At 46.3% G+C, this 24,545-nt stretch carries 23 protein-coding genes; 10 read left to right on the top strand and 13 right to left on the bottom strand.

The features are described from left to right. Nucleotides 1–90: 90 nt before the first annotated feature. Nucleotides 91–609 (bottom strand): DUF367 family protein, encoded by a 519-nt coding sequence (locus K0A89_04445; protein ID MBW6517736.1) that lies wholly within the window; start codon nt 607–609, stop codon nt 91–93. A gap of 55 nt (nt 610–664) precedes the next feature. Here K0A89_04445 and K0A89_04440 point away from each other — a divergent pair, with 55 nt between their 5' ends. Both K0A89_04440 and K0A89_04435 read left to right on the top strand, forming a co-directional pair. Next, nucleotides 665–1,105: an OsmC family protein gene (locus K0A89_04440; protein MBW6517735.1), complete on the top strand. Its 441-nt coding sequence runs from the start codon at nt 665–667 to the stop codon at nt 1,103–1,105. Between the two features lie 537 nt (nt 1,106–1,642). Next, nucleotides 1,643–2,059 carry a hypothetical protein gene (locus K0A89_04435; GenBank protein ID MBW6517734.1) on the top strand — a complete coding sequence of 139 codons (417 nt, stop codon included), beginning with the start codon at nt 1,643–1,645 and terminating at the stop codon, nt 2,057–2,059. Nucleotides 2,060–2,144: 85 nt separating this feature from the next. Here K0A89_04435 and K0A89_04430 read toward each other — a convergent pair whose 3' ends face one another. The 6 genes from K0A89_04430 to K0A89_04405 form a co-directional block, all read right to left on the bottom strand. Further along, entirely contained in the window at nt 2,145–2,426 is a 282-nt protein-coding gene (locus K0A89_04430; protein ID MBW6517733.1) for a hypothetical protein, read from the bottom strand. Next, nucleotides 2,386–2,802, bottom strand: a complete 417-nt coding sequence (locus K0A89_04425; protein MBW6517732.1) for a class I SAM-dependent methyltransferase — start codon at nt 2,800–2,802, stop codon at nt 2,386–2,388. Before K0A89_04425 ends, K0A89_04430 begins: the two co-directional genes overlap by 41 nt. A gap of 194 nt (nt 2,803–2,996) precedes the next feature. Further along, entirely contained in the window at nt 2,997–3,752 is a 756-nt protein-coding gene (locus K0A89_04420; GenBank protein MBW6517731.1) for an aquaporin family protein, read from the bottom strand. 9 nt (nt 3,753–3,761) lie between these two features. After that, nucleotides 3,762–3,965, bottom strand: a complete 204-nt coding sequence (locus K0A89_04415; protein ID MBW6517730.1) for a DUF2180 family protein — start codon at nt 3,963–3,965, stop codon at nt 3,762–3,764. Between the two features lie 13 nt (nt 3,966–3,978). Beyond that, entirely contained in the window at nt 3,979–5,475 is a 1,497-nt protein-coding gene (locus K0A89_04410; protein ID MBW6517729.1) for a DUF2193 domain-containing protein, read from the bottom strand. A gap of 349 nt (nt 5,476–5,824) precedes the next feature. Then, the gene (locus K0A89_04405; protein ID MBW6517728.1) at nt 5,825–7,009 is read right to left on the bottom strand and encodes a PLP-dependent aspartate aminotransferase family protein; all 1,185 of its coding nucleotides are present in this window, start codon (nt 7,007–7,009) and stop codon (nt 5,825–5,827) included. Between the two features lie 271 nt (nt 7,010–7,280). Here K0A89_04405 and K0A89_04400 point away from each other — a divergent pair, with 271 nt between their 5' ends. Further along, nucleotides 7,281–8,117 carry a hypothetical protein gene (locus tag K0A89_04400; protein ID MBW6517727.1) on the top strand — a complete coding sequence of 279 codons (837 nt, stop codon included), beginning with the start codon at nt 7,281–7,283 and terminating at the stop codon, nt 8,115–8,117. Nucleotides 8,118–8,345: 228 nt separating this feature from the next. Here the strand turns inward: K0A89_04400 and K0A89_04395 are convergent, their stop codons facing one another. From K0A89_04395 to K0A89_04385, 3 genes are all read right to left on the bottom strand, one after another. Then, a complete protein-coding gene (locus tag K0A89_04395; GenBank protein MBW6517726.1) occupies nt 8,346–9,005 on the bottom strand; it encodes a molybdopterin-dependent oxidoreductase in 660 nt (219 codons plus the stop codon). 220 nt (nt 9,006–9,225) lie between these two features. Then, on the bottom strand, nt 9,226–9,516 hold the full coding sequence (locus tag K0A89_04390) for a hypothetical protein (protein ID MBW6517725.1): 291 nt from the start codon (nt 9,514–9,516) through the stop codon (nt 9,226–9,228). Between the two features lie 45 nt (nt 9,517–9,561). After that, nucleotides 9,562–10,665 (bottom strand): inositol-3-phosphate synthase, encoded by a 1,104-nt coding sequence (locus K0A89_04385; protein ID MBW6517724.1) that lies wholly within the window; start codon nt 10,663–10,665, stop codon nt 9,562–9,564. 274 nt (nt 10,666–10,939) lie between these two features. Here K0A89_04385 and uvrB point away from each other — a divergent pair, with 274 nt between their 5' ends. The 3 genes from uvrB (at nt 10,940) to K0A89_04370 (ending at nt 16,552) form a co-directional block, all read left to right on the top strand. Continuing rightward, nucleotides 10,940–12,907, top strand: a complete 1,968-nt coding sequence (gene uvrB / locus K0A89_04380; GenBank protein MBW6517723.1) for an excinuclease ABC subunit UvrB — start codon at nt 10,940–10,942, stop codon at nt 12,905–12,907. A 315-nt stretch (nt 12,908–13,222) separates the two neighbouring features. Next, entirely contained in the window at nt 13,223–16,054 is a 2,832-nt protein-coding gene (gene uvrA, locus K0A89_04375) for an excinuclease ABC subunit UvrA (GenBank protein ID MBW6517722.1), read from the top strand. Between the two features lie 24 nt (nt 16,055–16,078). Next, a complete protein-coding gene (locus tag K0A89_04370) occupies nt 16,079–16,552 on the top strand; it encodes a hypothetical protein (protein MBW6517721.1) in 474 nt (157 codons plus the stop codon). A 139-nt stretch (nt 16,553–16,691) separates the two neighbouring features. On the opposite strand, the gene K0A89_04365 is transcribed toward K0A89_04370, so the two are convergent. Next, nucleotides 16,692–17,438, bottom strand: coding sequence for a protease inhibitor I42 family protein (locus K0A89_04365; GenBank protein ID MBW6517720.1), 747 nt, complete (start codon nt 17,436–17,438; stop codon nt 16,692–16,694). A 186-nt stretch (nt 17,439–17,624) separates the two neighbouring features. Next, complete coding sequence (gene crcB, locus K0A89_04360) at nt 17,625–18,092, bottom strand: fluoride efflux transporter CrcB (GenBank protein ID MBW6517719.1); 468 nt, start codon at nt 18,090–18,092, stop codon at nt 17,625–17,627. Between the two features lie 163 nt (nt 18,093–18,255). Here crcB and K0A89_04355 point away from each other — a divergent pair, with 163 nt between their 5' ends. From K0A89_04355 to K0A89_04340, 4 genes are all read left to right on the top strand, one after another. Continuing rightward, nucleotides 18,256–20,979 (top strand): HAD-IC family P-type ATPase, encoded by a 2,724-nt coding sequence (locus K0A89_04355; protein MBW6517718.1) that lies wholly within the window; start codon nt 18,256–18,258, stop codon nt 20,977–20,979. A gap of 418 nt (nt 20,980–21,397) precedes the next feature. Further along, a complete protein-coding gene (locus K0A89_04350; protein ID MBW6517717.1) occupies nt 21,398–21,646 on the top strand; it encodes a hypothetical protein in 249 nt (82 codons plus the stop codon). Then, a complete protein-coding gene (locus tag K0A89_04345; GenBank protein MBW6517716.1) occupies nt 21,643–21,831 on the top strand; it encodes a hypothetical protein in 189 nt (62 codons plus the stop codon). Before K0A89_04350 ends, K0A89_04345 begins: the two co-directional genes overlap by 4 nt. A 204-nt stretch (nt 21,832–22,035) precedes the next feature. Next, complete coding sequence (locus K0A89_04340; protein MBW6517715.1) at nt 22,036–23,133, top strand: PD-(D/E)XK nuclease family protein; 1,098 nt, start codon at nt 22,036–22,038, stop codon at nt 23,131–23,133. Nucleotides 23,134–23,206: 73 nt separating this feature from the next. Here K0A89_04340 and K0A89_04335 read toward each other — a convergent pair whose 3' ends face one another. Beyond that, entirely contained in the window at nt 23,207–23,356 is a 150-nt protein-coding gene (locus K0A89_04335; protein ID MBW6517714.1) for a hypothetical protein, read from the bottom strand. Nucleotides 23,357–24,545 lie beyond the last annotated feature (1,189 nt).

Below are 24,545 nucleotides of genomic sequence, written 5' to 3'. Positions count from 1 at the left end.
AGCGTATTATAATAAGGCATGCATAAATAAGTTATGTATTGAATTGCGAGACTTTTTAGAGAATATACAATGAACGCCAGTATTCTACTATTACATGAATTCATACTGGATTTTGACCACTTCACGACTGTCCCTGGCTTTTGAATATGCTTCAAGCGGTTCATAGTTCAGTTCCAGGAATGTGTGGCCCCATTTGAACTTGTCCAATATCTCCATGGCCTGACCTTTATACCCATAGATATACAGAGCCGCGGCAAAAGCTTCTACAGTCCCCATCTTAAACGGTTTTCCGTAGTTTACCGGGTTTGCAGCTAACAGATACGGCAGTGCCCTGTGCTCAAGCCTGAGTTTTTGCAGGGTGGGGAAAACACGCTCGACCTCTTCCCATGAACAATCCAGCACAATTATCCCCTGGCTATAGTTATCTGCTGGCGAGAGGGCCTGTTGTGCCATTGGATCGAGAAATATTGCACCTCTCGGTAATTTGCCGGCCTGACGATGCAGGTGTGCAAGGTGAAACTTTGCCAGCTTTTTGCCAGTGCATTTCTTTGGGTCGCACTGGTTTGCATGATAAAGGTGAAGGGGAATACGAGATATTGTGTCATTCATGGTTGTTCCAAAAGTATTAAGATTTTTCAGGATATAATTTGTGTAGTGAATTGACATGGTAGAAGATATGCTTTTTTATGAAAGTTCCCTCAGGTGGGGTCGTGAGAAAATGGGAACGGTCTCGTTTTTTCAGGAGGGAAAGCCTGAGATTATTGTGGCTACTCCGCCGGAATTCGGCGGACATGAAGGGATAATAACACCTGAAGACCTGTTTGTGGCAGCGGCCAACGTATGTTTCATGACTACGTTTTTAGGAACAGCTGCAAATATGGGAGTGAACCTAATTTCCTATGAATCCACTGCAACAGGGACCCTGGAAAAAGTAGATAAACTCAGGGTGTTCACAAAAATAGTCCTCAGGCCCAGAGTCGAAGCAGAGGAGTCCGAAGAACAGATCCTGCGGATGCTGGAGCATGCAAAAAAGCGTTGCATTGCCGCTAATTCCATGAAATCAGAGGTCACCATTGAACCAACAGCAATTTCGGTGAAAAAATAAACAAAATCTGTTTTATGGTTTTTTTTTCATGCATAACCCAAGTTTGACACTTTTCACTTCTTTCTTTTCGGGAATGTCTTCTGTTTTGTCAGGAAAAACCATTTGAAAGTTACTGTGGATTTCATGAAAAATGGGATGAAAAATCTGATTTATGCGAATTTTAACTGGATAAATACGTTGATTATGAGTCGAAATACGGGAATTTCGTAGGTTTATGTCTTTATTTTTTAAACTGTCAAATTGGTTTTCCTGACAAAACAGAAGAATTTATTGAAAAAAGGAAGTTTAAGTGTCAAACTTGGGCTAAAAGAATGGGGAAAATCTGCCAGATAATTATAAATAAATGAACAGAACATTCCACCAATGGTTTCAATAATTTGTGGAGGCGTAACCCGTGAGAGTGGAAGATATACTGAGTGAAGGGTATGGATTATATAAAGAACAGTTTGTCACATTTATCGTTGCAACAATTATCGCTGCAGTAGGGTCAATTTTAGGTGGGAATTTTCACCGCCCCTGTTCTTCGGCATATTCCATATGGCGTTTATGCTTATCAGGGGAGAGAAAGTAGAGATCGGAGATGTGTTCAAGGGATTTGATTACTTCATCACCAGCTGGGTGCTGGCAATAATCGCAGGACTGGCAATAATGGTAGGAATGTTGTTCCTTATCATCCCCGGCCTGGTCCTCATTATATTATTCCAGTATGCCATCCCGATTGCCGTATCTGAAAAAAAAGGTGCCATTGATTCCCTGACAAAAAGTTATCAATTAGGCTGGGCGAACCTGCAATTTTCAATAATACTGGGTATCGTCCTATGGGTCATCAATGGAGTCGGGGGCGCACTTCAGGTGGGCTGGCTGGTCACATACCCATTCACTGTGCTCTGCTTTTGCCTGGCAACCATAAAACTGATAGAAGCACAGGGTTCTCAAAGTGATTTACCGGTTTAAACGGCCCGTTTCCCTTCATATAACAGGGAATACAGGAACCGGAAGGAAAAACCGACATCCTGACCCACGTACAATCTTTTCCCACCTAAACACGTATCCCCCGTAAGATGAGCCCATCATGCGCGTACCCCCTGACAGAGAATTCTGTCTTCTCAAGCATCTCTACCGTGAATCGCCCATCCAGGACATCCCGCATCTCGGATTCGCTCAATCCCGCCGGACCGTACTGGTTCACCGGATCAATGGTAAATTCCTTGGCCACCACAATACCACCCGGTTTCAGGGCGGCTGCCACCAGGTCCGTCCATCCGGGGTGCTGGGGTGGTTCAAGTGAATGGAGAAAACCCCTGGTCGAGCACCAGGTCAAACTTCCCATCCGGTTCAAAGGTGAGCACATCAATGACCCTGAAATCTACATCAACCCCGGCTTTTTTAGCAAGTTCTTCCGCCATGGTGATAGCCCCCGGTGAAATGTCCAGGGCAGTTACATGCCATCCCCGTTTTGCCAGTGCTATCGAATGGATACCGGGACCGCAGCCCATATCCAGGGCCCTGCCCGGTACAAGCTTGTCGATCAATTGCATGATATCGGTATCAGGCTCAGGTGAAAACCAGGGAAGGTATTCCGGTTTAGCTCCTTTGTATATATCATCCCATGAACCATGATGGTGTTTGTGACCTGTCTTCCCTCTCATCCGTTCACTATACAGCCGGGATTCAGGTTCTTCTGGTCTATCGTCCATACAGGAATCTAATCCATTGACATGAGATAAAGGTTTATTTTGCTTCCCAGTGGAGTAGCATTTCTTTTGCATGGGAATTCAAACACTGAATCACCGGTTTAATCAAAAAGCGTCTGCCAGGCCCGCACACATCAAGGAAGTTCTACAAATAGTATTTGTTTCTCTATAAGAGCAGAAAATAAAATAAAGAAGCCTTATTCGGCTTCTTTCAAACCTGCAATATAGTCGTAGAGAAAGGCAGCGATTACGGCACCCACTATTGGTCCAATAATATAGATCGGGAAAAAGTTCCAGAGGTTTGGTCCCCCGAACAGTGTATCTCCCAGATATGGTCCAAAAGTACGGGCAGGGTTCAACGACGAGCCTGTGATATTTCCCGTGACAATAATGTCCACTGCCACAACCATCCCAATGGCAAATCCTGCAAACTGGCCCGGTGCACGCCTATCCACTGCTACCCCCATGATGGTCAGCATTAAAAAGAACGTTGCTATGGCCTCGCAGATAATAGCCTGGGAATAGGTGACACCCTCGAACGGTGCCGTTGCACCCAGACCACCGATCGTAGCTGCTCTTGTACCAAGTACAGCCACCAGGCATAATGACCCCAGAGCAGCACCGATAAGTTGTGCTCCTATGTAGGGTACCACGTCTTTGCCCGGGAACCGTCTGGTAGCCCATAGAGCAAGAGTAACTGCCGGATTGATATGGGTCCCTGATATGTGACCGAAGACATAGATCATGCACATTATAATAAATCCGAATGCAAGACCTATGGCCAGCCAGTCTCCCAGTCCACCATACCCTATGCCGATATTAAAGCCACCCTTATTGGTCTGCCCCTCAGCCAGTAATAATGTTATCACTGCTGCTCCGGGCCCGATGAATACGAGGGCAAACGTGCCTATCAGCTCGGCCAGAGAGCGCTTCATGATTCCTATTTCAGCCATCATCAAACCTCACGTTAATGCGCTATAGCATTCATGGCAAAGGATCCTCGGAAGTTTTTTCTTTGCTTTCTGGCGCGGGACCGGGTACCCCCCTTCCCACATATCGATATCTGACCTTATCAGGTGTTCCTGGCAGAGGGCCATTCCACATACAATGCATGTGGCAATGGCAACAGTCTCTTTTCCCTTTTGTGCACAAACATAGCAATGCATGGTAATAGTCTCCTCATATAGCTTCAGCCCACTGGCAGTACTGGTGCCTGACATCAATGGATGTTGAGGCGCAATGCTTGCATACCCTGGCCGGCGCCCCGGGTTTATCCTTATGCAGCGCGATGATGTTGGTCATCAGGGTCGCGGTTACCGGCTCACTCGTGAGCAGGCACGGGTAATCGGCCAACCTCATCAGTGCTGAGAACCGGACAGTAATGGCACATCCTGGATATGCGTATCTTTGCGGGTTCATGATGACCTCGTTCTTGTCAATAGGTTCAAGATCGATGGTATAGGTACCGGACTTGGGTTTAAGCGATTCCTTCTTGCCATTACGGCTTCTCTGGGCTTTCTCAAGTATCATCCAGCCCCGCCAGATCATATCCATGAAATCATGGTTATGCAGTTCTGCTGCGGCACCCCGGGTGGGATATAGCTGGACGTAATTATGGAACCTCTTCGTGAGCAGGTCCACGACCATAGGTGCGGTGAACCCGTCCTTTTCAAGTATGTACTCGGCTCCCGCTGCTGTTGCTGCTGTTGCCAGGCTCAATATCTTATACTCACTTTCTATACCCTGGCGTATCGCCTTGTTCAATGTACTCTCCAGCACGGCTGTCTCGGCTTCGATGACCGCCATTATCACGTCATCCTTGCACATGTTGAAGGTGGATTGGGAGATATGATGTGCTATGTCACCTACACAATAGGCAGGAACGGTCACAATGTTCGCATCAAGCACTTCATCATCGATGGCTGCTTTTACCGTGTTCTTCATCCTTTCCTTATACTGGTCCTGGTATTTCCTTACATCAAAAGAAGTATGTCCTGCATTCTCCATGAGTTTCGTCTGTGCTTCTATAGGCTGATCATAGATGAATTTCAACATCTTGACCTCTTCATCCACTGCCTCTGCAGCGGTCTTACCGTCTTCAAGGGCATGGGCGAACACATCTCCGATACCGTACGATGTATTCATACCCCAGGATTTTGATGCCAGGATAGTGCGTTTATGGTCATCCTTTATATCCAGTTTCTGGAGGATCCTGTTGACCAGGTTTGTGGTACTGCCGGGGACAAGAGCGAAATCCACTACACAGGTGGGTCCGTAAAATCCGCCATATCTCCGGATCACTTCCTTGGATATCAGGGCTTTCGCCTTGTCCAATCCATTGATGAATGTATCCATGGACTTGCGGAAATCCGGTTTCTCATCATACAGTATCTCAAGAATGGGTCCGGTCTGGTAATGCTCCACGAACGGGTCATCCTCTGGCCTTACCGTGTCTGTGAGGCTGCTCAGTATCTCAAAGTGTGCGTTGATCGAATCCTTATGGAGGTCGAATACAGCTTTGCTCTGGGTTCCTTCAGGTTTCATTTTATTGGCAACGTCAACATACGGCTTGACATCACTTAATTTGAATTTCGTACCTCGCTTTTCCTTTACCACTGCCACATCGGCTTTTTGTGCAGCTATGGCTTCACGTATCATCTTTTCATATACAGTCATTTACATTACCCCCTGGTATGTACAATTCTGTGCATTGCTAGAGAATTATATATCTACTACAATTACACTCCAATTTTATCATTAGAGATGATGTGATAAATAGATTTTGGGTTATATATTCTGACCTTGCCAACTCCCTGTACACTGCTCACCTCCGAAGCTGCACAATCAGTATCAGCCTAATCGTATGATCTACCATGTATCCAAATACAACATCAAGAACCATTAAGCACGATTATTGCCGGGGTGGAAACTGATACCTGGTAATATCAGGTAGATACGATTGGCAATAGCTGGGAAAGCATAATTGTCTAGAATTCAAATTATAATTCATATGCCGTCGTATTGTTCATAGGTGTGCTAACGCCTGGTCAAGATCTGCTATTATGTCTTCTGCATCTTCGACACCCACTGAAATTCTCACCAGCTCATCAGTAATTCCCGTCTCTGCTCGTACATCAGCGGGAACATTCACATGGGTCATGGACGCAGGATGCTGTATCAGGGTATCAACTGCACCCAGGCTAACTGCCAGTGAACACAATTCAAGACTGTTCATGAGGTTCTGTCCCGCTTCAATACCCCCCTTGATCCCAAAAGACATCATACCACTAAAGCCGTTCATCTGCTTTTTAGCGATATCATATTGTGGATGAGAAGGCAATCCGGGATACCTGACCCACCCTATCTTCGGATGTGTCTCCAGGAATTCGGCAACTTTCATAGCATTACTGGCATGCCTTTCCATTCTGAGATGCAGGGTCTTCAATCCCCTGATACATAGCCAGGCTTCAAGGGGACCCATAGCTCCCCCAGTAGAATTAACAATTGATGACATGCTATCAATAAAATCTTTTTTTCCAACAACAACACCACCTAACAGGTCCGCATGACCACCGATATATTTCGTGCAGCTATGGATTACGACATCTGCACCCAATTCCAGAGGTCTCTGGAAGCAGGGAGTAGCAAAGGTGTTGTCAACGACACACAGTGCACCTCTATCGTGGCCTATTGTGCATATCTCTTCAATATCACTGATTATCATGGTGGGATTTGCTGGTGTTTCTAAAAAGATGACCCTGGTATTTTCTTGTATGTTCTTTTTCACATTCCCGGGATCCGATGTATCAACAAAACTGACCTCTATACCGAACTTACTGAGAATTGATGAAAATAATCCATAGGTACCGCCATAGACTACATTCGTGGACAAAAGATGGTCTCCCTGTTCCAGTTGAGAAAGAGCAACAGCAGTTATCGCAGCCATGCCGGATGAGAAGGTCTGGCCGGTCTCACCACCTTCGAGTGCAGCGATCTTTTTTACAAAAGCTGCATGTGTGGGGGTATTTGGTCCTACACGGGCATATACATATCCTTCTTCTTCACCGTTAAATCGTGCAGCACCCTGCTGGGCACTATCAAATACAAAAGTGGACGTCTGATATATCGGTGTCGTATGTGCTCCGTATGAAATATCCGGTGTTTCTCCTGCATGGACACATTGAGTGCCGAACTTCTTCTCCTTTTTCATCTGACATCCCCTTAAAAATATTTCCGTTCAATAAATTATGGTCATTATGTACTTATTCTTTTTGATTATGAGAATTTTATCCATAATTTGGAATTAAGACATTAAAATAGTGTACATCTGCTCGATACTGTCTGATTAGCCCTGTACTTATAATAATTTCATGTTCAGTCAATGTTAATCGTATACATTCTCCTTAAATTGTTCACAATTTATTTAAACAAAAACATGGATAGTATAATATAGTATATATTTTTGAAGAAGGTAGAGAAAAATGAATGGAAAGAAAAACGTAATCATAGGAATAGCAGTCATTTTACTATTGATGCTAACTTTGGGTTGTGTTGATGAATATGATGTCAAGCCTTACGAACATGTAAGAAAACCTGCCGTTGCGCCTGCAGAAGAGTCTGATATCAATGATGATAAAACTGATGAAACAACATTCATTTCAAAAAATACAACATCCCTAACTCCGATAGTAGTGGAAACATATGATGACGAACAATTCATTGCATGGACATTAGATTCTATGAGTTCAATCAGAAGTCAGACCACTATTAATATGCGAACCGGAAATTGGGGCAAAACCCTCAAAGAGTATGTCGAAGATGATCAATTAAAAGTAAAAGGGTTCCATGTTTCTCCCGAAAATCAAATAATTGTTGAACAATATGAACATGCATTGGAAGCATACCGACTCGCCGGATATTATGCAGAATATGATCCTACCAGAACCGATTTTTCAAAAATGGACGAAGCATTGACTTGTTTAGAATATGGCGAGTTCCAGTTTGGGATAATGGAAACACTTCTGAGACCCGATACAATGCCTGTAAATGAACCTGCTGAATATATAAGTCAGTTTTCGCTAAATCGTTTCTCATTACCCATGGATATAATAATACCCGCAGGTACAACTATCAAATGGCAGAACCGTGAGCTCAAAAAGAGTCATAGGTATTTGATAAGTGAAGATGGATTCTGGGAAGAACCGATCGATATCAGTTATATGAGATATCATGAATACACTTTCAATGAAACGGGTACATTCAGTTTCAGCCTGAAAAGTAGTGAAATCCCAGACACGCAGACGATAACTGTAGTATGAGGTACAAGAAAATCCTCCCTGCGGTCGGATTTACTTGAGTACAAAAAGGTATACTTTATGTACTATCAAAATAGTGTCAAATCTGATGTATGACCGAGGATCGTCATGAAATAAATCTAAAAGGGAATTGGTGAGATTTTCTCACCATCCTCATCTTTCATGTATCCGGGATCATCCGAGGTATACATAACACTTTTTAACACATGTTCTTCATACGGAGTTACCCGTTCATCTTTCAAATGCAGGTCCACCTACATCAGCTCTATCACTGTACCCCCTGCTCTCCCAGTACCCCCTGTACTCGGCATTCGTAACTTCGATACGGGTTATCCATTTAGCCCACTTGTACCCATACTTATCCTCAGCAACCAGCTGCAAAGGAAATCCTCTGCTATGAGGCAGGGTAACGTCATTTATCCTGTAGGCAAGCATGATATCATTATCCATCAGGAAATCGAGGTCATGTGACGTGGAATATCCGTCAGCGCAGTAGAATATCACGTCAGTAGCATTTTCATGAACACCCGAATCGTTGAGCAATGTTTCGAAGAGAACCCCGGTCCATTTTGCAGTAAAGCCCCACCCTTCCACGCAGTTCATGTCGACCACTTTGGATGTTGAAGGGTATGCAAGTATCTGGTCATACGTAAGATTTACCGGCTTTTCCACCAGTCCATCAATTTGCAGCCTGTACGTTTCCTTATCGATATATTGAGTTCCTTCTACTGCATTATTACGCTGCCTGCTCAGAGGAGTTAATTTGATACCCTGGTATTGGGTAGCTTCGGTCTCATTCCCGTAATCGTTTATCTTTTCTGTATTAGATAGGCACCCGGAAACAGCAGATATTACCAATATGCACACAATCGCTAGATTACGAAGTCTCATGTTCTCCCTTAATAAATAACCCATTAAATATGCTATAAATCATTTCATTACGGTATTGCCTGTACTGTAGATACGGATCTTCTGGTCGCTGGTCTGCACATTACCCTTTTTCGTATTTTTCCACATGAAACATTGGGCGAATAGCATTTTCTTAAAAATGTCTTAAAATAACCACCATATTCGCCTGTTTACAAATAAAAACCCCATTTTTGGCTCTATTTCAGCTGGTAATTTCAGCCAGCACCCTCTTTACCGTTCCTTCATCAGCCTCGTACACCCTTTCTTCTATCAAAACAGCAGGCAGTTCCTTGATATGATACTTTGAAACTACCTCCGGATGCACCGAGGTATCAATAATACGAAAACGTGCACCAGACTCCCGGGCCACTCTCTTGATGGCCTCACTTACTTCAGGCGAGGGGTCAATGGGCATCACAGCCACCCCGCAGGTACAGTCGATGCGTTTATTCACTAATTTTTTGACAAGGATAACTTCCCGTTCCCCAGACATGGTCGTGTTCGTGAGCTCAATAGCCCGGCAGGGTAAGGTCCCTGTTCAGTTCTCTCTATCACCGTTGATGAAATCTTCCGTCAACTGGTAAGCCTCAGTATCGGAATGCTGTTCGGGCGGGTACTTCATGAAATATGAGGATGGAGAATACAGTATCCCGCCTACACCCCTGTCAAGTGCCAGTTTGCAACAGCGGATGGCATCTACCACCACTCCCGCAGAGTTTGGCGAATCCTCCACAGACAGTCGCATTTCCAGGTTCATGGGCACATCACCGAACAGCTTGCCTTCAATCCTCAGATAGCAGACCTTGTTATCCTTTTGCCACGGGACATAATCGCTGGGACCGATATGGATATTATCATCATCGAGCCTCTCGGACAGCACAGATTGCACCGATTCGGTCTTTGACGTCTTTTTAGAGGCAAGCCTCTCCCTGTTGAGCATATTCAGAAAATCAGTATTCCCCCCGGTATTTAACTGGTATGTCCTGTCAATTTTCACTCCGCGTTTCCTGAACAGGTCAACCAGGGTCCTGTGGGTAATGGTGGCCCCTATCTGTGCTTTTATATCATCGCCTATTATGGGTATGCCTTTTTCCTTGAACCTGGCAGCCCATTCCGGATTACTTGCAATGAAAACAGGCATGTTATTGATAAACGCCACTCCGGCTTCCAGGGCACATTCTGCATAGAACCGTGTGGCCTGTTCAGACCCTACAGGACAGTAATTCAAAAGAATCTCGGCCCTGGTGGCATTTAGTATATCTACGATATCCTCTTTCGAAGCCTCCTTTTCATCAGAAACAATAAAGGTGGCTTTGTCATCATAACCGCTCATGTGTTCTGATATGCCGTCCAGCACCTGCCCCATAATCACCTTTACGCCGGTGCGGGGTATATCTTTACAAAACACGGTCGTACAATTCGGTCTTTCAAATATAGCCTCTGATACATCCTTTCCCACTTTCCGCTTATCAACATCAAAAGCTGCCACGACCTCAATATCATAAGGAAGGTAACCTCCGAGGTCCCAATGCATGAGTCCATTAACACTATTGCTGTCGTTATTCTTATAATACTCAATTCCCTGTATCAGGGAACTGGCACAATTTCCAAGACCTACAATTGCAATTTTGATTTTATCCACAAACAATATCCTCCTCGTACAACGTATTAATGGGAACATTCGCCATTATTAAAAATATGAATCACACATAAAGTGTTTTGATTATCTGAATTGTGCCTGTTTTTTCGAAATAACATGTAACCATTCTTTGGTTATAACATCAGATAGTATTTAATTATTTGTAATAAAATCCGCAAATGCCCTTTTTCAGCAGAAGAAAATCCCTATCTACTAATTATATGACCCGGTTACCAACCTACCTTTTAATACCTCTCCTAAACATATCCTCCAGTAAATGCCCGCTTTTAACGTCGTATCAGAATTCCAGCCCACCGGTGACCAGGGACCTGCTATAGAATCCCTGTCAAAAGGTATCCAGGCCGGTGAACGACACCAGACCCTCCTCGGGGTCACTGGTTCAGGCAAGACCTTCACGGTAGCTAAGGTGATCGAAAAAGTCCAGCGCCCCACCCTGGTCATTGCCCATAACAAGACCCTCGCCGCCCAATTGTACAGCGAGTTCAAGGAGTTCTTCCCTGAGAATGCAGTGGAATACTTTGTCAGTTATTACGATTACTACCAGCCGGAAGCCTATTTGCCCACCACAGATACCTATATTGAAAAAGATGCCCACATCAATGAAGAGATAGACAAACTCAGGCTCGCTACCACCCGCTCGCTCATAGAACGGCGGGATGTGGTCGTGGTAGCAAGTGTATCCTGTATCTACGGACTGGGCAGTCCTGAAGAATGGCGCAGCATGACGCTGGTGCTTGATGTGGGCCAGCATATCGAACGAAAATATATCCAGGCCGCGCTGGTAGATATCCAGTACGAGCGCAATGACCTGAACTTTACCCAGGGCAATTTCAGAGTGCGCGGCGATACCATAGAAATCTTTCCCGCTATGTCGAACCAGGGGTTGCGCATAGAATTGTTCGGCGACGAAGTGGAACGGATAACCGAGTTCGACCCGTTGACAGGTCATACCCTGCACGACCTCCAGTGCGCTGCAATATACCCTGCCAGGCATTATGTTATGCCTGCCGAGGCCATCGAAAAAGCCATAGTCTCAATAGAAGCGGAACTGGAAGTGGAAGTTGAGCGGTTCCGTTCCCAGGGGAAACTTCTGGAAGCACAGCGGCTGGAACAAAGAACGCGGTTCGATATCGAAATGATGCGCGAGATAGGGTACTGTTCCGGTATCGAGAACTACAGCGCGCATATGGAAGGCCGCTCGCCTGGAGAACCCCCTTATACCCTCCTTGATTTTTTTCCTGATGACTATTTAGCCATCCTTGACGAAAGCCATGTTACCCTCCCGCAGATACAGGGGATGCACAATGGAGACCGCGCCCGCAAGGACGCGCTGGTACAAAACGGTTTCAGGTTACCCAGTGCTTATGACAACAGGCCGCTCAGGATCGATGAGTTTCGCAAACGTGCGGGGCAGACCATATATGTCTCGGCCACGCCCGGTGATTTTGAACTGGAAAATAGCGCCAGAGTGGTTGAACAGATCATCAGGCCTACCGGGCTGGTAGACCCCGAAGTTGCGATACGTCCTGTACAGGGACAGGTGGACGACCTGATAGGAGAGGTCAGGCGTGAGGTGGATGCAGGCGGGCGCGTCCTGGTCACTACCCTGACCAAGCGGATGGCTGAAGACCTGACCGAATACCTGGCTGAACTCGATATCAAAGCCAGGTATATGCACTCTGATATCCAGACCCTTGAACGGGTGGAAATAATACGGGATCTGCGCCTGGGCCAGTTCGATGTACTGGTGGGCATTAATCTGTTGAGGGAAGGTCTTGACCTTCCCGAAGTGTCACTGGTCGCCATTCTTGATGCTGATAAAGAAGGATTCCTGAGGTCTGAGCGCTCGCTCATCCAGACCATCGGCCGCGCCAGCCGCAACGTGGAAGGCAGGGTGGTAATGTATGCCGATAAGATAACCGGTTCCATTAAAAGAGCGATGGATGAAACAAACCGGCGTCGTCTCATCCAGCAGGAATATAACAGACAGCACAATATCACACCACGGTCCATAACCAAATCTATTCGAAAAGACATTGTACCAAAACACGAAGAAATTGGCACACAACTCTTTGAAGATCTGTCCCAGGAGGAGATACTGGACCTCATGATCGACCTGGAAGCCAGAATGCAAAAGGCAGCAAAACAGCTTGAGTTCGAAGATGCTGCTTCTATGAGGGATCGTATCAGGGAATTGAAACAGAAACTGGAAGAAATAGACTAAAATCGGCTAAAATCGTTATTATTCTACCACCCATCTGAAAATATACCTGGCCGGGTTATGTACGTCATCATGACAGGACATCTCTGGCAATCAAGACTATGGCAATACTTCTCAATGTGTTTTGCGTCAGGAAAATAATGGCTCGCGCTAGCAGTACATCGATTACCTACAAGATAGATACATACATAGCTCATATTTCCATTCCCCATTAATATTTAGTCTTATTTCGCAATAAACCTTCCTGCTTTTTACCCTCATTCCAGAATTGTCTGGCTGAAAGTGTTAATATGGTTCAGGTAAATCTTGAGCTACAAAATGGCACTTGATAAGATACTGCTCAAAGGCGCAAAGGTACACAACCTCAAAAATATCGACCTGGAACTGCCCAGGGACAAATTCATCGTTATTACCGGGATCAGCGGTAGCGGTAAATCCTCGCTTGCATTCGATACCATTTATGCGGAAGGACAGCGTCGTTATGTGGAATCCCTCTCAGCCTATGCCCGCCAGTTCCTTGGCCAGATGGACAAACCCGATGTCGAATATATAGAAGGGCTCTCCCCTGCCATCTCCATTCAACAAAAGACCACCAGCAAGAACCCGCGCTCAACCGTGGGCACGGTAACTGAGATACACGATTACCTCAGGCTGCTGTATGCCAGGATAGGCGTGCCGCACTGCCCTGATTGCGGCAGGGAGATAGCACCACAGACCCTTGACCAGATCATCGACAGCGTGATGGTACTGCCTGAAGATACCAAAATACACGTGCTCTCACCTATTGTCCAGGACCGCAAAGGGGAGTATAAACAGTTATTCGATGACCTGAAACGTGAAGGATACAGCCGGGTGCGGGTGGACGGTGAGATACACAGCCTGGAAGATGATATCCAGATGGGCAGGTACCAGAAGCACAATATCGATGTCGTCATCGACCGCCTGGTGATAAAAGAAGGTATAAAGGAACGTCTTGCCGATTCGGTCGAGACTGCACTGCATGTGGGTGGCGGTGTGGTAATGGTACAGGTTGTGGATGAAGACCGTGAGATGCTGTTCAGTGAACACCTGTCATGTGCCCACTGCACGTTGAGTTTCGAGGCACTGGAACCTGCCATGTTCTCGTTCAATAATCCCAGGGGTGCCTGTCCCAAATGCCAGGGACTGGGCAGTACCATGGAATTCGACCCCGAACTTATCATACCCGACCCCACATTTTCCATTATGGAAGGGGCTGTTGAACCGTGGGGCAAATCGCCAAACGGGTACCACATCCAGACCCTGAAGGCTGTTGCTGAAAAATACGGTTTTTCCATAACCTCGCCTATCGAAGAGTTGAGCCAGGAGCAGCTTAACATTATTCTGTACGGGACCACCGAGAAGGTAAAGTTCAGGTATGTACCTAAGGAAAGGCCAGGTGTATGGGAACACTACAGCAGGTTCGAGGGTGTGGTACATAACCTGCAGCGGCGGTACCGTGAATCCACCAGTGAAGAGATGCGTGACAAGATCCAGCAGTACATGAGCACGGCGCCGTGCCAGGAATGCAACGGGAAGAGGTTGAAACCTTATAGCCTTGCGGTCACGGTGAAGGATACAGGTATTGATATAATATCTGCCATGTCTGTGAAGGATGCTGCGGATTTTTTTACTACTATTGAATTGAATGAACGGGAATTCCTGATAGCCAGGCGCATCCTGAAAGAGATCAATGCCAGGCTGGGATTCCTTATCGATGTTGGTCTGGATTATCTCAGCCTGGACCGCGCTTCAGGCACCCTGTCAGGCGGCGAAGCACAGCGCATACGCCTGGCTACGCAGATAGGTTCCAGCCTGGTGGGCGTGCTGTACATCCTGGATGAACCCAGTATCGGACTGCATCACAGGGACAATGACAGGCTTATCAGGATGCTGAAACAACTGCGGGACCTGGGTAATACCATCATTGTCGTGGAACATGACCGGGATACCATGCTCGCTGCAGATTATATCGTGGATATGGGGCCAGGTGCCGGGGTCCACGGCGGCGAGGTCGTAGTGGCAGGTCCGCCCGAAAAGGTCATGAAAACCGTACAATCGCTTACCGGGCAGTATCTTTCAGGGAAAAAGAACATTGAGATCCCGTCCAGGCGCAGGATTCCGACCGGCTGGTTGACTCTCAGGGGTGCGCAGGAACACAACCTGAAGCATATTGATGTGAAGTTCCCCCTGGGTGTAATGACCTGCGTGACCGGTGTTTCAGGCTCGGGCAAGAGCACGCTGGTCAATGAAATACTGAACAAGGCACTGGCACACAAGCTCCACCGCGCACGTTCAAAACCCGGCAAACACGATGGCATTGACGGTATCGGACAGATAGACAAGGTGATAACCATCGACCAGAGTCCCATTGGCAGGACACCGCGTTCCAATCCTGCTACGTATACCAGCGTGTTCACGCCGATCAGGGAACTGTTCGCTATGACTCCTGAATCCAAGGCCCGCGGGTACAAGCCCGGAAGGTTCAGTTTCAATGTCAGGGGCGGGCGGTGCGAGGCATGTAGCGGCGACGGTATCATCACCATCGAGATGCATTTCTTGCCCGATGTGTATGTCCAGTGCGAGGTATGTCACAGCAGCCGCTATAACAACGAGACCCTTGAGATAACCTACAAGGGCAAGAATATCGCGGATGTGCTGGACATGACCGTTGAGGAAGCCCTTGAATTCTTCCGGAACATCCCCAAGATCACGAACAAACTCCAGACCATCCAGGACGTGGGTCTGGGATATATTAAACTGGGACAGTCAGCCACAACGCTGTCCGGCGGCGAAGCTCAACGCATTAAGCTTTCCGCTGAACTGAGCCGCAGAAGTACGGGTCGTACCGTGTACATCCTTGACGAGCCCACCACAGGGCTTCATTTTGATGACGTGAATAAACTATTGTCTGTATTGAACAGGCTGACCGATGCCGGCAACGCTGTTGTGATCATTGAGCATAACCTTGATGTCATCAAGACCGCCGACCATATCATCGACCTGGGACCCGAGGGTGGCGAGGGTGGCGGCACCGTGATCGCAAAAGGTACGCCCGAAGAAGTTGCCCTGGTGAGCAGTTCATATACCGGGCGGTTCCTCAAAGAGATCATGGGTGGCAAAAGTAATTAGCTGTAACGTTCATCTCTGGTATGAATGGATGGTAAACAAAAGTTCATAATGATGATCGTGGTTGCCCTGGGTTGTGTGCTGCTCATAGTAGCAGCTTTCGTCTTATTGTTTTATCAGGAAAATGTTTTGGAGGAAAAATATCCTGACAATAATGGTATCGATACATTCGATGTGACCGTTAATACCTGGTTCAATGGTTCACGCTACATAAATACTACTGACCAGTGGGCATTTATTGAACTGACCCTTCCTTCGGAGTATGTGGGTTTCAGGTGGGATGTCAGCGTTTACGGTGTTGAGGATGGAGAGGATAACGTGTTCATATATTCTTTGGACTCAAATGTCAATTCATCTGCCAACGGGGTGAAGTTGAACCTGAAAAATAATCGTATCGAGCAGTTCGATTGTTTTGATATCGAGGTATCATTGGGGGATGTGTCCCAGACTGAGACTGTGTGCCTGGACGAGCTGGAAGTAAGGTCGCAGGGATATGGGTAGAATAGTGGGTAAAGAGTATGGCAGTGGGTTCGTGAAAATTTGGCAGTGACTGTCGTGTCGCAGCACTATTTGGAACGAAATACAGGATATATAACCGGCTCCGAATCCATGGTAAAATGAACACTTTCCCGTTGAAATATTAAATGACCTCTGCGGTAAATCCAAATATCTGCTCATCCCCGGTCACATTTTCCCATGAGCGCCTGTACAAAGCTGAGACCTGGTGCGTCCCTGTTGCAACCGCCTGTATCTCCCACACGTGAACTCCGCCCGCACCCACCAGTCCGGGGTCGGGTGCAATGTACTCATCATTGACCACAACAAGTCCGTCAGTGGTATCCATCATCCATGAAAATCCTGTTGTGGGGTTCTCATTGAGCTGAACATAAAAGGTATTGCCCATTTTCAATTCCATACCTTCTCCGTCCAAGCCCTCGGTAATGGCATTGTCCATGTGCAGTTCAAATGAATCGCTTACGGTATTGACCGTCACATTATAGATGCCGGCCTTGAGTCCAAGGACATTAAGCGGGATGGTCTCATTAAAAGGTACGATTGCCTGGGTGCACATGACAGCAGCAGGCCGGATCGTTGTAATGCTGATGGTAAATGTGTTCCCGTTCCTGCTTGTAGTGACATTGTTTATCTCGGTACAGCCATCGGGAAGGTATCCTGCAGCTTTCACTATCACCTGCACCGGAAACGATTCAAGTATCATTATATCTATATTTTCAACTGCAGCGTCCCCATAAATAAACTGTCCATTGCCGGAATTGTTATCATCAACCTGCGGCTGACCATCATTGTTTTCAGTGCATCCGCTAAGCATGATCAGCGTTGTGAGGATTGAAAGTATTATTATTTGGGTTATCGGCCTGATTCCCATAGTGTACCACCCGGGCAAAATAGTGTTCCATTGTTTAATAGTAGCTGTGGGGGTTATTATAATTTACTTTAGCTGCGGTTTAATCCGCAGTTTATTTAACCTGGAGGTGATATGCAGAAAAAAAATGGTAATCGACCAAAGATATCAAACAAATGTGTCAAACAAGGCAATGCTGCTTAATTCTCCTCAAATGCTTAATGACGTTACAATGAACCTGCCAACATAAATCCCGGAAATGCTCAACACAATGTTCATGAGTATATTCCCATACCCCATCATTATATTGGATTCATTGAACAGCCGCACGGTCTCGTAGGAAAATGTTGACATGGTGGTGAACGAACCCAGAAGTCCTATAGCGATAAAATTCCTGGTCGTATCAGAAAAATATCCCTGGTATATATGTGAGAATATCAACAATCCCAGGACCAGGCACCCTATAAAGTTGACCAGAAGGGTCCCGTAGGGAAAATTGTCATGCCTGACCAGTCCTGACAGGTAATACCGTGACGTAGCACCCAGGAATCCACCAATGCCGATTATTAAAAGCGTTTTGTATCCCAAGTTACTGCCTCCTGTGTAATCCTCTGCTCTCCGCTGGTCTTCTGTAGTTTTCCACGATTTCCGATAGCACCTGATGATATCCAATGGCATCCGATGATATCCCATCGGTAGTGGGCTGTTCATACTGATATGTTGTTGAACGGTAACACTTACCGGTAAATTGTTTGTTGGCAGCCATGGTTTGCTGTCCGCAATTATTTTTTGGGTATATATATTTATTTAGTGGCAGAGCGTACTATTAAACGTGGGTGCAATGGAAAAAACTGTATCATCAAATGAAATCAAATGGTATCAACTGTCTGTGAACCACGTTTTCGAAAAACAGCGGTCAGGACCATCAGGACTTTCCCCGGATGAGGCAAAGGCAAGACTTGGCAAATACGGGTTCAATGAATTGACATTTAAGTCACGAAGTCCACTTATTCGATTTTTGATGCAGTTCAACAGCCCGTTGATCTACATCCTGCTTGCCTGTGCTGCGATCACCACTGCTCTTAGTATATGGAAAGGCGCGGATATGTGGATGGATTCAGTAGTCATCCTTGCCGTGGTCCTTGCAAATACCGTAATCGGCTTTATCCAGGAAGGAAAAGCTGAAGAATCGGTGGAAGCGCTTGGGAAGTTGATGACACCTGAGTGCACCGTGATACGGGATAATGAGACGATTGTCATACCTGCAAGGGAACTGGTCCCGGGGGATGTAGTGATCCTGGAGGGCGGGAATAAAGTCCCTGCAGATATGCGGCTGTTCCGTACAAAGAATCTGAGCACAGATGAGGCAGCATTGACAGGAGAGTCCGTACCTGTGGCCAAGCATACTGACCCGGTTATGAGAAAAGCGACTATTGCGGACCAGAAGTGCATGGCATTTAGCGGTACGTTCGTCACGAAAGGGCTCGGATATGGAATCGTTATCGGTACCGGTAGCCAGGCAGAGATTGGAAGGATCGCAACACTGATTACCCGGACAAAAAAGATCGTAACACCGCTTACGAGAAGGATGGCGGACTTTACACGGTTCCTTGTCATTGCGATCCTCACAATCACCTTTATTAATTTTCTCCTGGCAGTATGGTTCGGGTACGATGTAATATATGCATTCCTCGCTTCGGTATCCATGGCAGTCGCCGCTATACCTGAAGGACTGCCCGCAATAGTGACCATGTCCCTGGCATTCGGTGTGACCGCAATGGCGCGAAAGAATGCGATAATCAAAAGATTACCTGCAGCAGAGACCCTTGGATGCACCACAGTCATATGCTCGGATAAGACCGGGACCCTCACCAAGAACCAGATGACGGTTTCCTGGATATATTCGGGCGGACAGGACTACAGGGTGAGCGGGGTCGGATACGAACCCTCTGGAGAATTCACTCCGCAGGAGATGACTGATGAGTTGAGGGAAACATTGAGGGCAGGGTATCTTTGCAATAATGCAGGTATCGTGGAAAATGGCGGATATTCCATACGTGGAGACCCGACCGAAGGTGCATTGTTGGTTTGTGCAATGAAAGCGGGTATTGACGATGACCTGGTAAAGCTGGACGAGATCCCGTTCGAGTCTGAACAGCAGTACATGGCTACACTCCATGAGGCAGAGAGTGGGAATATCATCTATGTGAAGGGGTCACCAGAGCGGATACTGGAGATGTGCAGTACCAGGATGGAAGATAGGAACATCAGACCGGTCAACAAAGAGAAGACACTGGAAAAAGCCAATGAGATGGCAGAGGAAGCGCTCAGGCTGATTGCCATGGCATTCAAGGTAACTGACAAAACGACGCTTGATGAGCGCGACCTGAGGGACATGACGTTTCTCGGGATCCAGGGAATGATTGACCCGCCAAGAGAAGAAGCGATTGACGGGGTGAAAAAATGCAGGGATGCAGGTATACGGGTTGCAATGGTGACCGGGGACTATGCAAGTACGGCGAAAGCCATTGCCGCAAAACTGGGAATAGATACTCACAGGGTGTTGACCGGAGATGAGCTGTCACGTATGAGTGATGATGAACTGTATAGTGTCGTAGAAGATACCTCGGTATATGCACGGGTTACACCTGAACACAAATTACGAATCACACAGGCTATGCAAAAGCATGGACATGTTGTCGCAGTAACCGGCGATGGTGTGAACGACGCACCTGCGCTGAAGGCTGCTGATATTGGAATTGCCATGGGTATCACGGGAACGGAAGTGAGCAAGGAAGCTTCTGACATGATTCTTGCTGATGACAACTTTGCAACCGTGGTTGCTGCGGTGGAAGAGGGAAGGTATGTGTACGACAATATTAAAAAAGTCATCCTGTACTCGCTCCCGACAAACGGGGGGCAGGCGATACTGGTGCTGGGAGCTATTATGCTTGCTCCGTTCCTGGCACTCTTCCACGACCGCCTCCCGCTCGAACCTGTGCAGATCCTCTGGATAAACCTTCTCGATGCGGTGGCACTCGCGCTGCCGATCATTAAAGAACCTATGGAGAAGGACCTGCTCAAAAAACCTCCGAGAAATATGAATGAACGGATTACCGACTCTCCATTCTTCAAGAAGGTCGGACTTGTCTCCCTTGTTATGGCGGTATCAGGTTTTGCGATATTTTATTACCGCGGGATGCCGGCAATTGATGGAAACCTGATACTTGACCCGTACCTGCTCACCCAGGCGCAAACCGCTGCGTTCACAACCGTGATGCTTGTACATATCGGCTATTTGATTACTGCGCGCTCGATTACCGAATCTGCATTCACCTTCAGTCCTTTCTCAAACAGATGGGTACTTGCAGGTATTCTCATTACTGTTGGGCTGCAACTTGCAATTGTCTATGCTCCCCCCTACATCGGGATAAATCCGCTAAAGACCGCACCCCTACCGCTCGACTGGTGGGGGCTTATGATACTGGCTGCACTTCCGGGATTTTTTGTTATCGAGATAGAGAAGTGGTTGACGAAACGGTTGGGGAAAAGGAGGAGAACATAGCATACTGAGAAGGACACCCTGCAGAGTGAACCAAAAAAGGGCGGCAGGAATCACATTCATAATCGTCACCCGGTTTTTCATTCCAGACTCTCCTTACCCAGGCAACATGGATCAATAATGCTGGCTGCCACCATGCCGCCCCTTCGGCCGGCGGTGGCAGTGTCAGTTGAATAGTTACACCCACACCCAGCCAGAGAAGCATGTCCGGGCAGTGGGTGAGTGATTCAAGGGGGGGCAGGAATCATTTCAATATCAACCGCAGATGAACGCAGATACACGCAGATAAATGTTATTTCGGAATTTAAATCTAATTTCATTGACCGAAATACAAAAGAATCTGCATTTAGTCGCAATATCTGCGTTCATCAGCGTTTATCTGCGGTTCAAAAAAACACATAAAATATATATTTTAACAGCCATGGCGTCACTCCGCACACAACAACTCAATACAACCCCCCAACCCACAATTAATAAAATTAGTTTCGAGCCCTCCACCTGCAACCACCCACCCAAGCATCCGTCGCCACTTCGCACCCAAAGCCCGCAGGAAGAATCGAAAAGCGCCTGCCAGCCCCCCTCACCAAAAGGGCGGGCGGAACAGATCCAGACGGGCACCCGGGCAGAAGGAAGGCGAGAGGGGGCGGCAGGAGAGCCGAAGATGGGATGAAAGTTGAAATTATCCTTTTAAAATTAATTTCGAAACTGGAATTTGGAATTAAATTATGGGGGTATCCACGAAAAACCTATGGTGTTGAACGGGTAAAGTTATTCGATGACGAAAAGCCCCCACTACCCAGTGCCAGGCAAAGACTATCCGCAGACATGGACAGAATTCGTAGACGGGTTCCATGATGATACTGCCTGCATCACGTGATGGTAGGTTTTTCATGGATACCCCCCTTAAATTATTATCCCAAGTTTAACAGTTTCCCTTCTATTATGAAAATAATGTCTTTTCTTTAACCCAAAACTATCTTTTCACGATTATTCCCCCGGGTTCCAGAAGGGAGGATACTAAAAGAAAGTTAGATATACAGAGTTTATCAAGTATTTACTATGGTTGAACATATTTTTGATATTCTTGGGATTGGTGGAAGGGAAGACAGTTACACTGACCTGATTGCTTATTCCTTTGAAACATCACCAGAATTTAAAAAAAATACACTTACGGTATTATCTGTTCCTGACTATGGGGACTGGATCATAAAGACTCGCCTGCCTGTTACTATCAAATCCAATACCAGAAGGAAAAAAGACGTACCGGACATGCTGCTGATAAGCAAAAAAGGTAGTTCCATAATATTGATTGAGAATAAGTTATTCTCTGGTGAAGGGTGGGAGCAGACCCGACGCTATGCAAGTGAAGAATTCAAATTAAGTTTGATACAGTACCTTAATGAAAATGGAATGATCGATAGTCATGAACCTCACATGACTTTCTTCTACCTCACACTTGATAGTGATAAACCTGCATCATCGACTTTCAAGATTTTGAATTACTTTTCCATTTCAGAATGCATCCCTGATAACCTTGGAAACTCGAAAAGAGACATTCTATTGCATGAATTGAAGGAAAGAGTAGATGAATACTACAATTGGAAACCACCTCGAAATGAAGATATTATCATCGACTACCTGAATAGAGCCAAGAGGCTTGTTACACTTCACAAAGCATTCCATACAATGGTTGAACATGTGGGTATTGATGACAGCTTCACTATAGATTATTTTGTAACTGGCAATCGTGGCAGTTCATACATCCCAGCAGGTCAATGGTACAAAAATCCTCAGTGGAGAGGCACCAACTGTAAAAATGTAAATAATGGTCACACATGCTTTGAAATCAATATTGACTTTCAATGGGATACTAGGTATGATTCATTCGATTTATACCTTGAATACACTACATGCCCCTACCAAACACGTAAAGAGTTGGAAACATATGATAAAACTTTCTTGAATGATTATAGACAAAGAAGAGAGTTGTTCTTTGAACATGTTAATAATAACGACATAGGAAAATGGGAGATGAATAAAACACCATTGAGAATTGCAAAATTCAATTTCGATAAAAACATAACATTTAGTAAATTGAAACAAAACATTATTGATTTGACTTCGAATGCTACTGAAATTGTTGATAAATGGTTTTAATTGAAGTACCAAAAATAACTTTATAATTATATCTCACTGAGCAGACACACCAATCCAAACACAAATCACTCACTCAGAACAGACTACCTGGATTAAACGAAAAGCGCCTGTTAGCCCCCTCACCACAAGAGCGGTCGGGAGCAGATTGAAGAGGGGCACCCTGTATAAGTGAACCGAAAAGGGCAGCAGAAATCACATCCATAGTCGGCACCCTGTTTCTCATTCCTGACTCTCCGAACCCAGGCAACATTATCAACAAGGCTGGCTGCCACCATGCCGCCCTTACGGGCTGCGGTGGCAGGGTCAGTTGAATAGCCCACCAAATGCCTGCTTTTTAATGCAAATCGAGCCCCCCCCTCCAACCCCTCACAAAAGCATCCATCCTCACTTCGCACCCAAAGTCCGCAGGAAGAAACGAAAGGCGCCTGCCAATCCCCCCTCACCACATGGGCAGGCGGAGCAGACCGAGGGGGACACCCTGTATAAGTGAACCAAAAGGGGCAGCAGGAAAGGTGAAGAATGAATTTGATCTGGAAATCAGTTTAAAATTAACCACAGAGGGTACAGAGAACACAGAGAAATGTAAAATCGCTCTGTATTCTCTGTGGTTTTTTAATCGAATATTAATATATTTTTACAGCCATGGCGGCACTCCACCGGCACAACAACTGGATATAACTCCACCCAAGCATCCGTCGCCACTTCGCACCCAAAGCCCGCAGGAAGAATCGAAAAGCGCCTGCCAGCCCCCTCACCAAAAGGGCAGGCGGAGCATACCGGGAGGGGCACCATGTATAAGTGAACACGAAGGGGCGGAAGGAGAACTGAAGAAGGATGGGGGCTGGGTTTCATCATTTTTTAGACACAGATTTCACGGATTTACACAGATTAGATGTTATATATTTCATAATTTGTATATTTTAACAGCCATGGCGACACTCCACAATCAACAACTGAATACTACTTCCCAAATCCACAATTAAAAATTAGTTTCGAAATAGAAATTCGAAATTTAGTTTCAAGCCCCCCACCTCCCACCATCCACCCAAGCATCCATCCTTACTTCGCACCCAAAGCCCGCAGGAATAATCGAAAAGCGCCTGCCAACCCCCATCACCACAAGGACAGGCAGAGCATACCAAAAGGGGCACCCTGTATAAGTGAACACGAAGGGGCGGAAGGAGAACTGAAGAAGGATGGAGGCTGGGTTTCATTATTTTTTAGACACAGATTTCACGGATTTACACAGATTATATGTGGCATATTTCATAAATTATATATTTTAACAGCCATGGCGGCACTCCACCGGCACAACAACTGGATATAACTCCACCCAAGCATCCGTCGCCACTTCGCACCCAAAGCCCGCAGGAAGAATCGAAAAGCGCCTGCCAGCCCCCTCACCAAAAGGG

This window comes from ANME-2 cluster archaeon (assembly GCA_019429385.1).
Classification (GTDB): domain Archaea; phylum Halobacteriota; class Methanosarcinia; order Methanosarcinales; family Methanocomedenaceae; genus Methanocomedens_B.
The sequence above is the reverse complement of the archived record's forward strand: the minus strand, read 5'-3'. Positions and strand labels throughout refer to the sequence as shown.

Coding starts and splice junctions, on each gene's coding strand:
- K0A89_04445 (MBW6517736.1), bottom strand. CDS start 609: ATGAATGACACAATATCTCGTATTCCCCTTCACCTTTATCATGCAAAC.
- K0A89_04440 (MBW6517735.1), top strand. CDS start 665: ATGGTAGAAGATATGCTTTTTTATGAAAGTTCCCTCAGGTGGGGTCGT.
- K0A89_04435 (MBW6517734.1), top strand. CDS start 1,643: ATGGCGTTTATGCTTATCAGGGGAGAGAAAGTAGAGATCGGAGATGTG.
- K0A89_04425 (MBW6517732.1), bottom strand. CDS start 2,802: ATGGACGATAGACCAGAAGAACCTGAATCCCGGCTGTATAGTGAACGG.
- K0A89_04420 (MBW6517731.1), bottom strand. CDS start 3,752: ATGGCTGAAATAGGAATCATGAAGCGCTCTCTGGCCGAGCTGATAGGC.
- K0A89_04415 (MBW6517730.1), bottom strand. CDS start 3,965: ATGCATTGCTATGTTTGTGCACAAAAGGGAAAAGAGACTGTTGCCATT.
- K0A89_04410 (MBW6517729.1), bottom strand. CDS start 5,475: ATGACTGTATATGAAAAGATGATACGTGAAGCCATAGCTGCACAAAAA.
- K0A89_04405 (MBW6517728.1), bottom strand. CDS start 7,009: ATGAAAAAGGAGAAGAAGTTCGGCACTCAATGTGTCCATGCAGGAGAA.
- K0A89_04400 (MBW6517727.1), top strand. CDS start 7,281: ATGAATGGAAAGAAAAACGTAATCATAGGAATAGCAGTCATTTTACTA.
- K0A89_04395 (MBW6517726.1), bottom strand. CDS start 9,005: ATGAGACTTCGTAATCTAGCGATTGTGTGCATATTGGTAATATCTGCT.
- K0A89_04390 (MBW6517725.1), bottom strand. CDS start 9,516: ATGTCTGGGGAACGGGAAGTTATCCTTGTCAAAAAATTAGTGAATAAA.
- uvrB (MBW6517723.1), top strand. CDS start 10,940: ATGCCCGCTTTTAACGTCGTATCAGAATTCCAGCCCACCGGTGACCAG.
- uvrA (MBW6517722.1), top strand. CDS start 13,223: ATGGCACTTGATAAGATACTGCTCAAAGGCGCAAAGGTACACAACCTC.
- K0A89_04370 (MBW6517721.1), top strand. CDS start 16,079: ATGGATGGTAAACAAAAGTTCATAATGATGATCGTGGTTGCCCTGGGT.
- K0A89_04365 (MBW6517720.1), bottom strand. CDS start 17,438: ATGGGAATCAGGCCGATAACCCAAATAATAATACTTTCAATCCTCACA.
- crcB (MBW6517719.1), bottom strand. CDS start 18,092: ATGCCATTGGATATCATCAGGTGCTATCGGAAATCGTGGAAAACTACA.
- K0A89_04355 (MBW6517718.1), top strand. CDS start 18,256: ATGGAAAAAACTGTATCATCAAATGAAATCAAATGGTATCAACTGTCT.
- K0A89_04350 (MBW6517717.1), top strand. CDS start 21,398: ATGGCGTCACTCCGCACACAACAACTCAATACAACCCCCCAACCCACA.
- K0A89_04345 (MBW6517716.1), top strand. CDS start 21,643: ATGAAAGTTGAAATTATCCTTTTAAAATTAATTTCGAAACTGGAATTT.
- K0A89_04340 (MBW6517715.1), top strand. CDS start 22,036: ATGGTTGAACATATTTTTGATATTCTTGGGATTGGTGGAAGGGAAGAC.
- K0A89_04335 (MBW6517714.1), bottom strand. CDS start 23,356: ATGAGAAACAGGGTGCCGACTATGGATGTGATTTCTGCTGCCCTTTTC.